This window comes from Blautia wexlerae, assembly GCF_013300825.1.
GTDB lineage: Bacteria > Bacillota > Clostridia > Lachnospirales > Lachnospiraceae > Blautia_A > Blautia_A wexlerae_B.
In genome coordinates, this window is record NZ_JAAIMY010000001.1 from 237,177 (window position 1) to 253,603 (window position 16,427).

The following is a 16,427-nucleotide window of genomic DNA, read 5'->3' on the forward strand; positions in this document are numbered from 1 at the left end:
AAGTCCTGAGGGTACTGGTATTTGGGAAAAATCTGTGCTATTTTTTGTCACGTAATAAAAAAGGAATGATGAACAAGTATGTAATGTTTTTATACCCGGGAAAAGAGAAAAACGGGTGATGGAGGTTAAATAAAGTATGGCAAACTACTATCCTTTAACAGCAGCACAGAAAATGCACCACAACTGGATCATGGATTACGGTACACAGCAGGTATCCGGTGTCAGTGTTGTGGCATCTGTACAGGCTGAACTGGATTTTGGATTATTAAAAAAATGCATTCAGATGGAGACAGAACGTTCCGGATGCACCAGAATCCGTTTTACAAAGCCTGATAAAGACGGAAATGTACAGCAGTATCTTGTAAAACAAGATCCAAGGGATATCGGATTTAAGGATCTGTCAGGAATGGGAAGCCTTGCAAAAGCAGACGAGCTGATGCAGCAGTGGGCATACGAAACCTTTGACGGTGATGACATTCCCATGTGCGAGTTTACTATGTTGAAGCTGCCGGAAGGATATAATGGTTTCTTTGTACATATGGATCACAGACTGATCGATTCCTGTGGTCTGGTAGTAATGATCGGTGATCTGTTTCAGTTATATACCTATTATAAATATGGAACAGCCTATCCGCAGGAACTGGCAGACTTTGAGACAGTACTGAAAAAAGACCTGGCAAAAGCAGGCAACGAGAAACGTTTTGCAAAAGATAAGAAATTCTGGGATGACCAGCTGGATACGCTGGGCGAGCCTTTGTATTCTGATATTCAGGGACCGTCCGTACTGGAGGAGGCGAGAAAACGTCATGGAAATCCTAAACTTCGTTCTTCTGATATTGAGATGAAGGATCTGTTTGTGGCAGTTAAGGATTATTATCTGGAGCCGGGACCAACTAAAAATCTGATCGATTTCTGTATGAACCATCAGCTGTCTATGACAAACCTTCTTCTGCTTGGCATCCGTACCTATCTGTCAAAGGTAAATAACGGACAGGAAGATATTACTATTCAGAACTTTATATCCAGACGTTCTACTCATGATGAGTGGACTTCCGGAGGAAGCAGAACCATCATGTTCCCATGCAGAACAGTGATCGCACCGGAGACAGATTTCCTTTCTGCTGCTTATGAGATCCAGAATATGCAGAATCGTATCTACATGCACAGTAATTATGATCCGGCACTTATTATGGATGAGATGAGAAAGAGATACAATACACCGGAGCATACAGGATATGAGAGCTGTTATCTGACTTACCAGCCAATGACTGTGAAGGTGGAGAATGAAATGCTTGGAACTATCCGTCAGCATGCAAAATGGTTTGCAAACGGTGCAGCTACCAAGAAGATGTATCTGACTGTATCCCATACAGAAGATGGAGGTATGAATTTCTCCTATCATTACCAGACTGCTCATCTGGAGGAACATGACATGGAACTGCTCTATTATTATATGATGCGTATTCTTTTCAAGGGAATCGCAGAGCCGGATATGAGCATCGGCGAAATTATGGAACTGGTTTAACTAAATCAATATCAGGAGGAAATGCAATGAATCAGGAAATGAAATTTAAAAATATCGTAGCACAGTACAGCAAGGTAGCACCGGAAGAAATGAATAATGAGATGAGATTTCGCGAGGATCTGGGTTTCAGCTCTCTGGATTTTATGTCCTTTTTAGGTGAGCTTGAGGATACCTTTGATCTTGAACTTGATGAGAGCGAAGTGCTGAAGATCACAACTCTTGGCGAAGCCTTAAATCTGCTGGAAGAACTTCAGTAATTTTTTTCGAAGTAAAACCTTATAAAGATGTCAGGGTCAAAGATATTTTGTACCTGACAGGATATCCATAACTTGAACAGTTCAGAAATAATGGGGGAACAGACATGCTGATCAGAAATATATTAGAAGAAAGTGCACGTAAATTTGACGAAGTAAAAGCAGTAAAATGGCTCAACAAAAAGGAAATCATGGAAAGAAGCTATGGCGAACTGATGGAAAATGTAGTTTCCACCAGAAAAGGTCTTCTTGCAGAAGGCTTTGAGGGCAAACACATTGCACTGATCGGAACCAGTTCTGTAGAGTGGATGGAAAGTTATCTGGGAATCATCACCGGATGTACCACTGCAGTACCGCTGGATGCCGCACTTCCCTGTGAGGATCTGATCGATTTGCTTAACCGTTCCGATTCCGTAGCTCTTTTCTTAAGTCCGAAGCTTAGGCCATATCTGGATGCATTTCTTGGAAACTGCCCGAAACTTCAGAAAGTGTGGATGCTTCAGGAAGAGGTAGAAGATGCACCGGCAAAAGTATATGGTATTGGTGAACTTCGAAATGCGGGAAAGAGCGCATCAGCAGATTCTGTCTGCCCGGATGCAGAGGATATTGCAACCCTTATTTTTACTTCCGGAACAACAGGAAAGAGCAAGGGTGTTATGCTGACACAGAACAATCTGGCTTCCAATGTTGAGGCAGTAAAGATCACAGCAGAACCGGGAACTGCCGTGCTCAGTGTGCTTCCGATCCATCACGCATTTTGCCTTGTTATGGACTGGCTGAAGGGATTCTCTCTGGGTGCAACTCTTTGCATCAATGATTCCCTGCTCCATATGGTAAGGAATATGAGTATTTTCAAACCGGATATTATGCTTATGGTTCCAATGATGATCGAGACTATTTATAAGAGACTGACTGCCGCTGACCCGTCAATCCCGAAGGCAGTTCTTGCAGAAAAGGTATTTGGTGGAAAACTGCGCATTATCTTTACAGGTGGTGCACATCTGGATCCGTACTATATTGACCGTTTTGCAGAATATGGCGTTGAAGTACTGGAAGGCTATGGAATGTCAGAATGCTCTCCTGTTATCAGCAATAATACACCGGAAAACCATAAAAAGGGTTCTATCGGAAAACCACTTGAAAATGTAGAGATCAGATTCGAAAACGGTGAGATTCTGGTAAAGGGAAGTAGCGTTATGAAAGGATATTATCAGATGCCTGATGAGACAGCAGAGACTTTAAAGGATGGATGGCTGCATACAGGTGACAAGGGATATATGGATGAGGACGGTTACCTGTTTATCAATGGACGTGTGAAGAACCTGATCATTTTGTCCAACGGTGAAAATGTATCTCCGGAGGAGATTGAGAATAAGCTGGCCCTTAATCCGCTGGTAGGTGAAGTGATCGTAACAGGTGAGGACAATGGACTGACCGCCCGCATCTATCCGGAGCAGGCTGTTGTGGAAGCAAAAGCATTGGATACAGAGGCAATTCAGACACAGCTTCAGGCATTTCTGGATGAATATAACAGAAATCAGCCAACCTATCGCCGTATTACAGGACTGGTTGTCCGCAAAAATCCGTTTATTCGCAATACTACAAAGAAGATTAAGAGGCAGGATGTTCTGATTGATGAGCCTCTGGAATAAGACAAAGGCTTATAGCAATGATTTTCAGACACGATCTAGGATAAAAGTGGCAGCATACCGGATAAAAAAATTTCAGACAGAATATCAGCGATTACTTCCGGTTCCAGATTAAAATTATCCCGGCTCCATTTATGGAGAACGCCGATGGTACTGCCGATGGCGCAGGTGATCACATAGGAAACTTCTTCCTTTGTATGCCTGTCAGGCCTGGAATTAGATGTAGTCTCTGTGACATAATGATGTAGCATAGTCAGCATTTTTTCAAACAGGTCATTCCCATGAGGCGTGCTCAAAAGACCGGACAGAAAAGGATTTTCCATAGTGTACCGGCACAGGGTCAGAAAATAGGAACTGCAGATATCCCGGTCATTTTTGGGCTGAAAATTTTCCATCATGGAAAACACATCCTGAATCGTTTTATCTTCAACAGCAGAGATCAGTGAAGGGATGTCCTGATAGTGGTTATAAAAAGTACTTCTGGCAATCCCGGCTGTTTTGATAATATCGGATACTGTAATCTTATCAGGAGACTTTTCCTTTATCAATTTAAAAAAAGCACCTAAAATGGCTTCATCAGCCACATAATATCTTTCGTCAGGAATTGTATTTTGCATAGCTGTTTCCTCCCGGGAGTCTGTAAGTAATACATAAAGTATATCACAAATCTGAAGATAAAAGAATCGAAAATATCAAAAAAGCCCCGGAGCTCTAAGCTTCAGGGCTTTTTGTGATCTCAGCAGGGAACCTGCCTATTTGTTTTCTTCCTGTACTTCAATCTTGCGGATTGTTTTGTTTTTGATTTCTTCTTTGATTGCTGAGAGGAATTCGCCAAGGTCTTTCATTCCTTCGTCGCCAAGATAACGGCTTCTTACAGAAACCTTGCCTTCTTCTTCCTCTTTGGCACCAACAATGAGCATATATGGAACTCTTGCAAGACGTGCTTCACGGATCTTGTAGCCCATCTTTTCGGAACGCTGGTCAACAGAGCAGCGGATTCCGCTGTCTTTTAACTGAGCTTCAACTTTGGCAGCATAGTCGTGGAATTTCTCGGAAATCGGGATTACACGAACCTGTTCCGGGCAGAGCCATGTCGGGAACATGCCTGCATATTTCTCAATCAGCCATGCCAGTGTTCTTTCGTAGCATCCCATGGATGTACGATGGATGATGTATGGACGCTGTTTTTCACCGTTCTCATCAATATAGTACATATCAAACTGTTCAGCAAGGAGAGCATCCCACTGGATTGTAATCATTGTATCTTCTTTTCCGTATACGTTCTTTGCATTGATATCGACCTTAGGTCCGTAGAAAGCAGCTTCTCCAACATCCTCTGTAAACGGAATGTTCAGCTCTTCCAGCATCTGACGGATATGTCCTTCGGTTTCTTCCCATACTTCCGGCTCACCGATGTATTTTGCTCTGTTGTTCGGGTCCCATTTGGAAAGATGATAGGTTACGTCTTCCTCCACGCCGAGAACCTGCAGGCAGTACTGTGCAAGTGCGATACAGTCTTTGAATTCCTTTACCATCTGGTCAGGTCTTACGATCAGATGTCCCTCGGAGATTGTGAACTGACGTACACGTGTCAGGCCGTGCATTTCTCCGGAATCCTCATTACGGAACAGAGTGGATGTTTCACCGTAACGAAGAGGAAGGTCACGGTAGCTGTGCTGTTCTGCCTTATATACATAGTACTGGAACGGGCATGTCATAGGACGAAGTGCAAATACTTCTTTGTCTGTCTCTTCATCACCGAGAACGAACATACCATCTTTGTAATGATCCCAGTGACCGGAAATCTTGTAGAGATCGCTCTTGGCCATTAACGGAGTTTTTGTTCTTACATAGCCACGTTTTGTCTCTTCGTCTTCAATCCAGCGCTGGAGTTCCTGCATTATGATCACACCGTTTGGCATAATAAGCGGAAGTCCCTGTCCGATTACGTCTACAGTTGTGAAGATCTTCATTTCACGGCCAAGCTTGTTGTGGTCACGTCTTTTTGCTTCTTCCATCTGTTCCAGATGTTCTTTCAGTTCGTCCTTGGAAGGATAAGCGGTTCCGTAGATACGTGTGAGCATTGCGTTCTTTTCGCTGCCTCTCCAGTAAGCGCTGGAGGAGGAGAGAAGCTTGAATGCTTTTACACCTTTTACGCTCATAAGGTGAGGACCTGCGCAGAGGTCTGTCCAGTCGCCCTGGGAATAGAAAGAGATTTCGGAGCCTTCCGGAAGGTCTTCAACCAGTTCGACTTTATATGGTTCATTTTTTTCTTGGAAGTATGCGATGGCATCTTCTCTTGATTTTGTGAAGCGTTCGATCTTAGCGCCTTTTTTGATGATCTTTTTCATTTCTTTTTCGATTGCATCCAGGTCATCACGGGAGAATGGAGGGCAGTCGAAATCATAGTAGAATCCTGTGTCAATAGAAGGTCCGATAGCAACCTTTGCATCTGGATATAATGTCTGCACTGCCTGGGCAAGTACATGGGATGCTGTGTGACGGAGAACTGCAAGTCCTTTTTCGTCTTTTGCTGTCAGGATGTTTAATTCGCAGTCACTGTCGAGAACTGTTCTTAAGTCCACGACTTCTCCGTTTACTTCACCTGCACAGGCTGCACGTGCAAGGCCTTCGCTGATGTCGTAAGCAATGTCGATGACTGATTTTGCTTCAGCGTATTCTTTTTTTGATCCGTCTTTTAATGTTACGATCATGGTCATTATCTCCTTTATTCTTTATTTATATATTCCTTGTATGCCGTCAGATGTCCGGTTATCTGTTGGGATGTGAGAATCATCTTTCGGTGTATTTTGTACTGCAAAGGGGGAAAAGAAAGAATAAAAAAATCCCCTACAGTACGATTAAATACTGTAGGGGACGAGATATCATTACTCGCGGTTCCACCCCGGTTGTCCTGATCATTACTGATGGATAAATTCACCTGATCAGAACCACTTCATTCGATGGTAACGGAATCACCGGACTGTATTAAAGTCACTCAGAGGTGGTCTTCGGCTGATTCGCGATGAAATGCTTGCACCGGTATGCATTTCTCTCTGTAACGTTTCTCAGCGTACTCTTCTCTTCAACGTTTTAATCTCTCTTATCTTTTCTGTCGCCTATTATAAACTTGCAAAATGGGTTTGTCAATCAGCAAAATGTAAAAAGTTGATTTACGAAAATGACGATTAATGTTATACTGACGAAAGTGAAAAACAATAAAAAACATGAAAGGAATCAGATAAATGAGCAGATGGGAAGAAAATATACGTAAAGTAATACCATATACACCGGGCGAGCAGCCCCACCAGCCGGATATGATAAAGCTGAATACCAACGAGAATCCATATCCGCCGGCACCTGGAGTGGAGAAGGCACTGAGGGAGATGGATACAGATACTATGAGACTTTATCCGGATCCCACAGCAGGAGAACTGGTACATGCCATTGCAGAGAATTACGGGCTGAAGGATGAACAGGTTTTTGTGGGAGTAGGTTCCGATGATGTGCTTGCCATGAGTTTTCTCACGTTTTTCAATTCACAGAAACCGGTTCTTTTTCCGGATATCACATATTCTTTTTATGATGTATGGGCAGACCTGTTTCGCATCCCATATGAGAGACCGGCACTGGATGAGAACTTTCATATAAAGAAAGAAGATTATTTCAGAGAAAATGGTGGAATTGTATTCCCGAATCCCAATGCGCCTACCGGTGTGGAATTGCCATTGGAGGATGTAGAGGACATAATCCGTCATAATCCGGATGTAATCGTGATCGTAGATGAGGCATATGTGGATTTTGGCGGTCAGTCAGCACTTCCGCTGATTGAAAAATATGATAACCTTCTGGTTGTACAGACTTTTTCCAAGTCACGTTCCATGGCAGGGATGAGAATTGGTTTTGCATGCGGAAATGGGAAACTGATCAGATTTTTGAATGATGTGAAGTATTCTTTCAACTCCTATACTATGGATCGCACAGCACTTGCGGCAGGCGTGGCAGCAGTTGAGGACAAGGCATATTTTGAGAAAACCTGTAATAAGATCATAGAGACAAGGGAATGGACAAAGAAAGAGTTAAAAGCACTGGGATTCTCTTTCCAGGATTCCATGTCCAACTTTATCTTTGCCACTCACGAAACCTGTCTGGCAAAAGAACTTTTTGAAGCATTAAGAGAGCAGCATATTTATGTACGCTATTTCCCGAAAGACAGGATTGATAACTTCCTTCGTATTACTATTGGAACAAAGGAAGAAATGCAGAAATTTATTGACTTTTTGAAAGATTATCTCAAGTAAGAGTTAGGAGGCTTTATGGAAGCACTGGTACATTGGTTCTCGCAGAACCTGTCACAATATATTTCGCCTGAAGGAGCAGTATTTATTATTTCAATGATTCCGCTGCTGGAACTCAGAGGAGGACTGCTTGCCGCATCATTATTGAAGATTTCGGCTGCAAAGGCAATTCCGTTGTGTATTGTTGGAAATATTATCCCCATTCCCTTTATCCTGCTGTTTATCAGACAGATTTTTAAAGTTCTGAAAAAGACGAAGCTTTTCCGGGGGCTTGTCATAAAACTGGAAGACAGAGCAATGCGAAAGAGCGATCAGGTAAAGAAATACGAGTTTTGGGGACTGATGCTGTTTGTGGGAATCCCGCTTCCGGGAACAGGAGCATGGACAGGTTCTCTGATCGCATCTCTTCTGGAAATCGATATTAAGAAATCTTCTCTGGCAATCTTCTGCGGCATTATTATGGCAACTGTCATTATGTATGTTGTTTCCTATGGATTAGTGGGAAGTCTGGTACATTAATTGAATCTGGTAAGTAGCGTATTATTATAGTTTTCGTTTCAGCATATCTGCATTGGAAGCAAATTTCAATGCAGTTTCTTTTGTAATTTTACTCTGTTTATAAAGTTCCAGAAGACTCTGATCCATGGAACGCATATGTTCATGTGCGGATGAGGCGATAACGCCGTCAATCTGATGGACTTTATTATCCCGGATCATATTTCGGATTGCAGGATTCAGGCACATGACTTCAAAGACAGGAATGGTGTGCCCGTTTACATCAGGTATAAGCTGCTGGGAGATTACTGCCTGCAATACCATAGACAATTGGATGGAAATCTGCCTCTGCTGAGCGGGTTCAAATACATCTACGATACGTCCGATCGTATTGGCGGCACCTGTAGTGTGGAGACTGGACAGGATCAGATGGCCGGTTTCGGCGGCAGTCATGGCGGTCTGGATTGTTTCGTAATCGCGCATTTCCCCAAGAAGGATCACATCCGGACTCTGACGCAGGGTGGCGCGGAGGGAAACCAGATAGCTTTCCGTATCTGTGCAGATCTCACGCTGGCTGACAATACATTTATCATGCCTGTGCAGATATTCCAGAGGATCTTCCAGAGTGATGATATGGCCTTCCCTGGAATGATTGATACGGTCAACGATACATGCCATTGTTGTGGATTTACCGCTTCCGGCAGGTCCTGTGACAAGTACCATCCCTCTGGTGAAATCAGCAACAGACATGACATCTTCCGGGATGTTAAGTTCATCAGGATGGGGAAGCTCGAAAGCAATTACCCTGATAACTGCTGCCAGAGAACTTCTCTGGCGGTATGTATTTACACGAAAACGGGAAAGACCGGGAATGGAACAGGAAAAGTCGTCGTCGCCGGTTTCCAGAAAACGGTCAAAATTGCGGTTATTTGCCATCTGGTAAATCTGCCGGAGCAAGGCTTCTGTGTCTGCAGGCATTAACCGTTCGCCATGAGTTGACAGTTTGCCGTCGATTTTAAAGGAAAGTGGCCGTCCTGCAATAATAAAAATATCAGATGCGTGATGTTCAGTAGCGAAAGATAAATATTCAGGTATCGTCTGTTCTGTCATTTTGTATCTCCTTTGTAAACAGGTTGTCTGGTGTCAGGATTCCAGCTGGTGAAACTGATGGTTTTCCATGTCAGGATTTCCGGTATCAGGGTGGAAGAATATGGAATACTTACTTCTATATATATTGCCTGTTCTTTTGCAAAATCTACAGTGAAGGATAAAATCTGTGTCTCCGGATTCCATTTGGCATCCGGATATTTTTTTGTGACAGATGACATCCGGGTGTCATAAGCATTCCGATCCTTGCAGTCTGCAAATATCTGCTGTGCATAATCTGTCAGTTCCTGATATTCTTCAGAAGCAGTGGAGCAGGCGGTATAATAAGCAGTAGTCTGTTCAAGAGTAAGTTTGCTGTTCTTAAGATCCTGTCTGGAAGTATTAAGAGTCAGCAGTGAAAGGATCACCAGACAGAGTACAGAGAAAATCGTACACATGGATGGGATTCCTACAGAGAGAAAAGAGGTTCTTTTTTTATTCATCACTGACCGTCCTTTCTGATACAAAAGGAAATGAGACAGAAAGCTGATACAGATTGTTCTGTTCTGAGTTATAAAAATTTATATCAGCAGTTTTCTCTGTCTCAGAAGCTGCAGGCTGTATAGTCATGGTATATACGGCTGAATTTTCCGGGCAGGTGTTCCAGTTGTTGTCATAGAAATATTGCAGCAAAGCTCCGGAGGTCTTTGAAGGCTGTCCGAATATCCGGGTAAATGAGGAAAGCTGTCCGTCCCACCCCTCAAGAGTCTCACCGGCAGAAGTGACCAGCTCTTGGATATGGTTCAGTTCTCTGGCTTCTTTTCGCTGCGTCTTTGCAGCTGCAAAAATTCTGATGCAGGCAGTACAGGTCAGTGCCAGAATGAGAATGGAAAGAATCATTTCCATTAAAAACAGGCTGGATTTTGAGTGTGTGGTTATTTTTTTCATGATTGAAATCTCCTTGTCGGAACACCAGAGTGCAGCAGCAGACTGCAGGTATTCCCATCCGGGTCTGTAAGGGTGATGCGGTAAAATCCATCTGCTTCCTGCCAGATACGGAAATCGTTCAGTTCTGCGATATCCGTACCCATCTGGGCGGAAGGTGTATTTCCGGCAGAGGTAAAAAGCTCCTTCAGATGATGATCTTTCAGATAAATATAGGTTATATATTGCTGTCCATTTATTGTGTCAGTCATACAGAATGCAAGGATATCGTCTATAGTGTCTGTGGAAATGCTCTGTGAATGATCGTGCTGGCGGAATTTGGCGGTTATGTAAGCGGAAGCGGTATACAGATTATTGTTCTGCTGATCTTCTGCCACTGCTGTTCGATAAGCCTGTGCTGAAAAAAGAAGCATCACAAGCAGAAAAATCAGAAAAAGTCCCAGAAGTACAACTGTGAAAAGGCTGTCAATGGGATGTCTGCGGCGTTTGGAACTGTTCATAGGCTGCCTCCTTTTCCGGAAGAGAGACGCAGAACACTGACAGAAGGAAGAAGATTGGAACCGGAAGGAACATATTCAACTACAAATTTGTCTGTATCATAGGAGATATTGTAATCCTGCAGCAGTTCTTCCAGACTCTGGGGATAATGGCCCGTCAGTGCATAAGTATGTATGGCACCCTGTTCAAGAGCCCGCAGCAGAGAATCCTGTTCCTGTGAAATGGTTTCTATGCCCGCACAGGAAATCCCCAGATAAAATATCAGACAGAGAAACACCAGTATCATAACTGGCAGAATGTTTCTCAGTTTTCTTCTGAGGCGTGTATGCCCTGTTTCAAATATATCCATATCCGTTACCTCACACAACAATTTCTGAAAGAATTCCAAGTAAAGGCATCATAACAGAGAGAAGGACCAGACCGACCAGAAGAGAGAAAAGGATCACAATGGATGGTTCTACGATAGAAATAATATTTCCTGTGGCTGTCAGGGCCAAATCACGATATCTATCAGCGAGCCTGTTCATAACTTCATCTGCTGCACCTGCGCGGAGTCCGACTGTGATCAGACGTGCGTTCAGTCCCTCGAAGAGACCGGATTCTGAAAGCGCATCTTCAAAAAGAACACCATTTTCCAGAAGGTTACATGCTTTTTCAGCCTTTTTTCGTATATCCGGATGGGAGAGAAGATCCTGAGCCATTTCCAGCGTGACAACATGATCCAGACCACTGTGGATTCCCATGGCAATGGCCTGAGTCAGACGCGCATAGTCAGCGGAGATGGAGATTTCTCTGATATAAGGCAGTTTAACGGAAAGCTGACGCAGGCAGGAACGTCCTTTTTCTGTAAAGAAAAGCGCAACGACTCCGGCAATGACAACAAGGATCAGAATCATTAAAACTGAAAAATAACGGCTGATAACGACTCCGGCATTTAAAAGCCCGTTTGAAAAGTTATTCATTTCCAGCCCCATCTGTCGGAAAACCTGTTGAAAAACCGGAAGGACTTTTACCAGAAGAATGACAATGACCGTTCCCATCATAGCAAGCATAAGCAATGGATAGGTGACTGCACTGCGGATATTTTCGGATATCTCAATTTCCTGTTCATAATGTTCGGATAAGCTTTTGAGAACTTCATCCAGACATCCGGTTTCCTCGCCGATATTCACATAAGAGGTCATAGATTCCGGAAAATATCCTGAATTTTCTAATGCCTGAGAGAAGGAACCGTTCTGTTCAAAGTCTGTCAGCAAAAGCTGAAAAAAATCTTTTCCCCGCTGTGTGCGGCTGTCGTCCAGCATCAGTTCCAGTCCCTCGGCACAGGAAATGCCGGAGTGCAGAAGAATGGAAAACTGTTCACAGAAATGGAAAAGTTCTTCATTGGTCAGTTTGTTTTTTTGACGCATAAATGCCTCCTGAAGTTTTAGTGTGAAAGTCGGCAGAGAAGCAGACTTTCTAACGTGTAAATTGTACGCTGTAATTGTCATCGTCCCCTATGTATTGCTGAATGCCTTTTTTATCCTCACTGTTGGAATCAAAAGTGGGATCCATACGTGACCAGGATTCTCCGCTGAATTCCACAGCTTTGTCAACCCAACCCTTTGAACGGATATAAACACTGATCCAGGCGTGTTTCACTGTGCCGGCATATCCGATCTGCAGCTTGCAGGGGATATCCCGGGCACGGAGCATGGCAGTGGTGAGAGCTGCATAATCAAAGCAGATTCCCCTTCCGGATTTCAAAGTTGCATCCACATCCGGAAGGTAACCGGATTCAACGGTATCTGCCAGTTCATAATCATAGGTAAGATTCCGGGTCACATAATTGTAAATGGCCTGAAGGGCATCTACATCGGATGCATCTTCTGAAATCATAGAAAGCGCCAGTTTGCTGGAATCGGAGTCAGGTGTAAAGTTCACATACTGATTCGGGTAAAGAAAAGGCAGGAATTCGTTTTCTAAGCTGACTTCCAGAGTGTCTGCAAATAATGCAGCATACTGAGAACCGTCTATCTGCTGGTAGCAGCAGACCTGGTAAGTACCGCTTCCGCTGGAGAAAGGAATGACTGCACTTTCCTTTGGACTAACAAAGTAAGAATAAACAGTTCCGTCTTTATCAGTAAGCTGGATATTCATCTTCTGACTGTCAGAATCGGAAACCGCAGTGAGATATCCCTGATCTACATTGGAAATGTCCAATATTAGCGGAGATGCGCCCAGTGTTTTCTTTCCCGGTGCTTCCGGCACAAGAACCTGAAGCGGGGAATAGACAGGTGGTTCTTCTTTTTTGCCGGAAGAGCTGCAGCCGGTCAGAAGAAAAATCAGTATGAATGCAATAAAGGGGCGGATATGAAAAATCCGCATGTATATTTTCCTCACTTTTATCTTGAAATCGATATCTCTGGTTTGGAACAGATATCATGGAAATTTTGTTGCTGTTTACAGTATATCAGATTTAGTATAAAAAATGTACAAAATTTAATATTTATGTTAAAATTCGTGCCGGAAACCTTGACAAAATAAAGAAGAAAAGCATATACTATAGTAAAGGCAAACCTGTTGAAAGATGGGGACGCAAAGCCATGGGTCTAAGGTCACAGGTTGACTATGACAGCCGGTTGCCGCATTAAATTTCAATTCTGTGATGCGATTTCGGAAAATGAGAAGAAGGCTGATGTATGTCAGTTATTTTGTGGTAACCGTTTATATTTTAAAATATAGGCGGTTTTTATAATTTTCGGAAATGTATCGATACAGAGGTATGATCAGAAAGGATGTGTAAAGATTATGAAGAAGAGAATAGTTGAATTATTAAAGAAGAAAAAAATAGCAGCAGGTCTTACCGCAGTAGTACTTGCAGTTGCAGTAGGCGGGGTGGCTGTTGTGCAGCAGAATCAGATTCCGGAACTGCCGTCATATACAGATCCGGTGATGGAGACTACCATTGCAGAAGAGGAGACACCTCTTGCGTCACAGCCGAAGGTAAATACCAGGACGAGCAAGAGTACTTCTACTAAAAAGGTTAAAATGAAAAAAGCTGCAAAAAAGACTTATACAAAGTCTCTTCCTGCAACTTCAACAACATCTAAGAAGGTATCAGAGACTTCAAATGCAACTGTTACAACTCAGACAACAGTTGTAAAGCAGATTACAGAAAAGTATACAAAGAAATCAAAGGTTAAAGTTGTTACAACAGCATCTACTACAACAGTGAAGACTACTACAACTGCGAAGAATGCAACAGGTACAGGCGCGACAGTTGTTACAACAACTAACAGTAACAATTCAGTAAAAGGTGCAATAGATGTGGGACAGTATGCATCAAAAGCAGACAGCCGTGTGCTTACTGCATACAGAACTCTTGGGTTCACCGCAGAGGTTAATCCTTCTGTTTCCTATTCCGGATATTATGATACCCGAAACAGAAAGATCACACTGAGAAAAGCAGATGATACGATTTATCATGAATTAGGACATTTTGTAGCATTTATTTCCGGAAATACAGATCAGACAGCACAGTTCAAAGCAATTTTCGAGCAGGAGAAGGCACTGTACACAGCATTCAATAAATCTTATGTTACACAGAACAGTGCAGAATATTTTGCTGAGTCTTTCAAAGAGTATACATTGAATCCTGCAGCATTGAAATCAGCAAGACCGAAAACTTATGAAGCAGTCAAAGAAGCGGTGGATAAGTTTACAGATGACCGTATTGCTAAGGTTAAGAAAGTATACGGTATAGTCTGGAGATAATTTTACCGGATTTATCCGATATGAATTTCCTTAATAAAAATTTTATATCAGTATTTAGAGAAAGTCCGGAGGCATGTTTTGTGTCTCCGGACTTTCTCTGTTATGTCGATGGCCTTACTTTTTTGTCGCATAAAATAGCTTGCCAATAATTATGATTTGGAATAATATAGTATTGTCAATTATGGAGAAGATGTGTTAAGATGAATATGAAAATATCAGCAGGAATATGATTTTTCTGCATATCGCGAAGTGTGTTGCTGACGGAGTGAACAGTAACCATAAATCTGATATTCGTGTCGGTTCAGACAGATTATCCCGTTAACTGTTATAGAAAAAACATAGATAGATTAATAAAGAAAAAATTCAATCAGGTACATAAGAAATCAGAAAAACAAAAATAAAAATAATTATGACTATCAACAATAAAAACAAAGAGCAGAGGATTATTTTATGAGAGAAAAGTATGAATCATTATCACTGGCAACTTTAAGAGATTTGGCAAAAGCCAGAGGATTAAAGGGGGTTTCGGCATTGCGGAAACCAGAATTGATCGAGAGAATGCTTCACGAAGATGAACTGGAGAGTGAGACAAAAAAGCAGGATAATAATCAGGAATATCAACCAGAACGCCGGCAGGACAGAAATCAGGAGCGCCAGCCGGAGAGGATGCAGGACAGTGCGCAGTATCATGTTCCGGCGGAAACAGTGCAGCTTGACAGTGGAGAGCGGGCGGATGGAATCCTTGAGGTACTTCCTGACGGCTATGGTTTTATCCGCTGTGAGAATTATCTTCCCGGAGAAAATGATATTTATGTATCTCCTTCCCAGATCCGCAGATTTAACCTGAAAACAGGTGATATTATTAAGGGAAATATCCGTATCAAGACTCAGGGAGAAAAATTCAGTGCCCTGCTGTATGTGACATCCATTAATGGATTCCATCCGAGTGAGGGACAGAAACGTTACAATTTTGAAGATATGACACCAATCTTTCCGAATGAGAGGCTGGTGATGGAGAGACCGGGCGGCACGGTTGCCATGAGGATTGTAGATCTGATCAGCCCCATCGGTAAAGGACAGCGAGGAATGATCGTATCTCCGCCAAAAGCAGGTAAAACAACGTTACTGAAAGATGTGGCCAAGTCTATTTTGAAAAATAATCCGAATATGCATCTGATCATTCTCCTGATCGATGAACGTCCTGAGGAGGTTACAGATATCAAAGAGGCCATCTGCGGTGATAATGTGGAGGTTATCTATTCTACATTTGATGAACTGCCGGAACATCATAAACGTGTGTCTGAGATGGTAATAGAACGTGCACGCCGTCTGGTAGAACATAAAAAAGACGTTACGATTCTTCTTGACTCTATTACAAGACTGGCAAGGGCATATAACCTGATCATCCCGCCAAGTGGACGAACTCTTTCCGGTGGTCTGGATCCTGCAGCTCTTCATATGCCGAAAAGGTTCTTTGGCGCAGCCAGAAATATGAGAGAGGGTGGAAGCCTTACTATCCTTGCCACAGCACTTGTGGATACAGGAAGCAAGATGGATGATGTAATTTATGAGGAATTTAAGGGAACCGGTAATATGGAACTGGTGCTTGACCGAAAACTGCAGGAAAAACGTGTATTCCCGGCAATCGATATCCAGAAATCAGGTACAAGAAGAGAGGATCTGCTGCTGAGCAGAGAAGAACAGGATGCGGTTTACATTATGCGGAAAGCCCTTAATGGAATGAAGTCAGAAGATGCGGTAGAACAGATCCTTAATATGTTTACCCGCACGAAAAATAATACAGAATTTGTACAGACTGTAAAAAAACAGAAGTTCATCTGAAACGTTGTAAAAAAAAATTAAATAAATTTTAAAATAACTTGCATTCTATGGGATGATATGTTATACTCATAAAGCTGTT

General features: G+C 42.7%; 16 protein-coding genes, 1 riboswitch and 1 other annotated feature. Of the genes, 7 read left to right on the plus strand and 9 right to left on the minus strand.

Going from position 1 to position 16,427, the window contains the following annotated elements:
* The first annotated feature begins 136 nt into the window (after positions 1 to 136).
* The 3 genes from G4417_RS01010 (at position 137) to G4417_RS01020 (ending at position 3,431) form a co-directional block, all read left to right on the plus strand.
* The gene (locus G4417_RS01010) at positions 137 to 1,525 is read left to right on the plus strand and encodes a condensation domain-containing protein (protein ID WP_173682301.1); all 1,389 of its coding nucleotides are present in this window, start codon (positions 137 to 139) and stop codon (positions 1,523 to 1,525) included.
* A 26-nt stretch (positions 1,526 to 1,551) separates the two neighbouring features.
* Positions 1,552 to 1,782 carry an acyl carrier protein gene (locus G4417_RS01015; RefSeq protein ID WP_173682302.1) on the plus strand — a complete coding sequence of 77 codons (231 nt, stop codon included), beginning with the start codon at positions 1,552 to 1,554 and terminating at the stop codon, positions 1,780 to 1,782.
* A 104-nt stretch (positions 1,783 to 1,886) separates the two neighbouring features.
* Positions 1,887 to 3,431, plus strand: coding sequence for an AMP-binding protein (locus G4417_RS01020; protein WP_173682303.1), 1,545 nt, complete (start codon positions 1,887 to 1,889; stop codon positions 3,429 to 3,431).
* 35 nt (positions 3,432 to 3,466) lie between these two features.
* On the opposite strand, the gene G4417_RS01025 is transcribed toward G4417_RS01020, so the two are convergent.
* Complete coding sequence (locus tag G4417_RS01025; RefSeq protein ID WP_173682304.1) at positions 3,467 to 4,045, minus strand: TetR/AcrR family transcriptional regulator; 579 nt, start codon at positions 4,043 to 4,045, stop codon at positions 3,467 to 3,469.
* A 135-nt stretch (positions 4,046 to 4,180) separates the two neighbouring features.
* Positions 4,181 to 6,142: a threonine--tRNA ligase gene (thrS, locus tag G4417_RS01030; protein ID WP_173682305.1), complete on the minus strand. Its 1,962-nt coding sequence runs from the start codon at positions 6,140 to 6,142 to the stop codon at positions 4,181 to 4,183.
* Between the two features lie 156 nt (positions 6,143 to 6,298).
* Positions 6,299 to 6,526 (minus strand) — a binding site (T-box leader).
* 147 nt (positions 6,527 to 6,673) lie between these two features.
* Between thrS and hisC the strand changes: the two genes are divergently transcribed.
* Positions 6,674 to 7,729 (plus strand): histidinol-phosphate transaminase, encoded by a 1,056-nt coding sequence (hisC, locus tag G4417_RS01035; RefSeq protein ID WP_173682306.1) that lies wholly within the window; start codon positions 6,674 to 6,676, stop codon positions 7,727 to 7,729.
* Between the two features lie 15 nt (positions 7,730 to 7,744).
* Positions 7,745 to 8,245, plus strand: coding sequence for a COG2426 family protein (locus G4417_RS01040; protein ID WP_173682307.1), 501 nt, complete (start codon positions 7,745 to 7,747; stop codon positions 8,243 to 8,245).
* 24 nt (positions 8,246 to 8,269) lie between these two features.
* On the opposite strand, the gene G4417_RS01045 is transcribed toward G4417_RS01040, so the two are convergent.
* The 7 genes from G4417_RS01045 to G4417_RS01075 are packed head-to-tail and all read right to left on the minus strand — an operon-like array spanning position 8,270 to position 13,117.
* Entirely contained in the window at positions 8,270 to 9,331 is a 1,062-nt protein-coding gene (locus G4417_RS01045) for a type IV pilus twitching motility protein PilT (protein ID WP_173682308.1), read from the minus strand.
* Positions 9,328 to 9,810, minus strand: coding sequence for a hypothetical protein (locus G4417_RS01050; protein ID WP_173682309.1), 483 nt, complete (start codon positions 9,808 to 9,810; stop codon positions 9,328 to 9,330). Before G4417_RS01050 ends, G4417_RS01045 begins: the two co-directional genes overlap by 4 nt.
* The gene (locus G4417_RS01055; RefSeq protein ID WP_173682310.1) at positions 9,803 to 10,255 is read right to left on the minus strand and encodes a hypothetical protein; all 453 of its coding nucleotides are present in this window, start codon (positions 10,253 to 10,255) and stop codon (positions 9,803 to 9,805) included. The genes G4417_RS01050 and G4417_RS01055 overlap by 8 nt, the downstream gene beginning before the upstream one ends.
* Positions 10,252 to 10,752: a DUF4860 domain-containing protein gene (locus G4417_RS01060; RefSeq protein ID WP_173682311.1), complete on the minus strand. Its 501-nt coding sequence runs from the start codon at positions 10,750 to 10,752 to the stop codon at positions 10,252 to 10,254. The genes G4417_RS01055 and G4417_RS01060 overlap by 4 nt, the downstream gene beginning before the upstream one ends.
* The gene (locus tag G4417_RS01065; protein ID WP_173682312.1) at positions 10,749 to 11,099 is read right to left on the minus strand and encodes a hypothetical protein; all 351 of its coding nucleotides are present in this window, start codon (positions 11,097 to 11,099) and stop codon (positions 10,749 to 10,751) included. Before G4417_RS01065 ends, G4417_RS01060 begins: the two co-directional genes overlap by 4 nt.
* A 10-nt stretch (positions 11,100 to 11,109) precedes the next feature.
* Positions 11,110 to 12,159 carry a type II secretion system F family protein gene (locus tag G4417_RS01070; protein ID WP_173682313.1) on the minus strand — a complete coding sequence of 350 codons (1,050 nt, stop codon included), beginning with the start codon at positions 12,157 to 12,159 and terminating at the stop codon, positions 11,110 to 11,112.
* Positions 12,160 to 12,208: 49 nt separating this feature from the next.
* The gene (locus G4417_RS01075; RefSeq protein WP_173682314.1) at positions 12,209 to 13,117 is read right to left on the minus strand and encodes a transglutaminase-like domain-containing protein; all 909 of its coding nucleotides are present in this window, start codon (positions 13,115 to 13,117) and stop codon (positions 12,209 to 12,211) included.
* Between the two features lie 175 nt (positions 13,118 to 13,292).
* Positions 13,293 to 13,379: riboswitch (cyclic di-GMP riboswitch) on the plus strand.
* 161 nt (positions 13,380 to 13,540) lie between these two features.
* Here G4417_RS01075 and G4417_RS16720 point away from each other — a divergent pair.
* Positions 13,541 to 14,506: an anthrax toxin lethal factor-related metalloendopeptidase gene (locus tag G4417_RS16720; protein ID WP_202048465.1), complete on the plus strand. Its 966-nt coding sequence runs from the start codon at positions 13,541 to 13,543 to the stop codon at positions 14,504 to 14,506.
* A gap of 450 nt (positions 14,507 to 14,956) precedes the next feature.
* Positions 14,957 to 16,348 (plus strand): transcription termination factor Rho, encoded by a 1,392-nt coding sequence (gene rho / locus G4417_RS01085; protein WP_173682315.1) that lies wholly within the window; start codon positions 14,957 to 14,959, stop codon positions 16,346 to 16,348.
* The last annotated feature ends 79 nt before the right edge of the window (positions 16,349 to 16,427 follow it).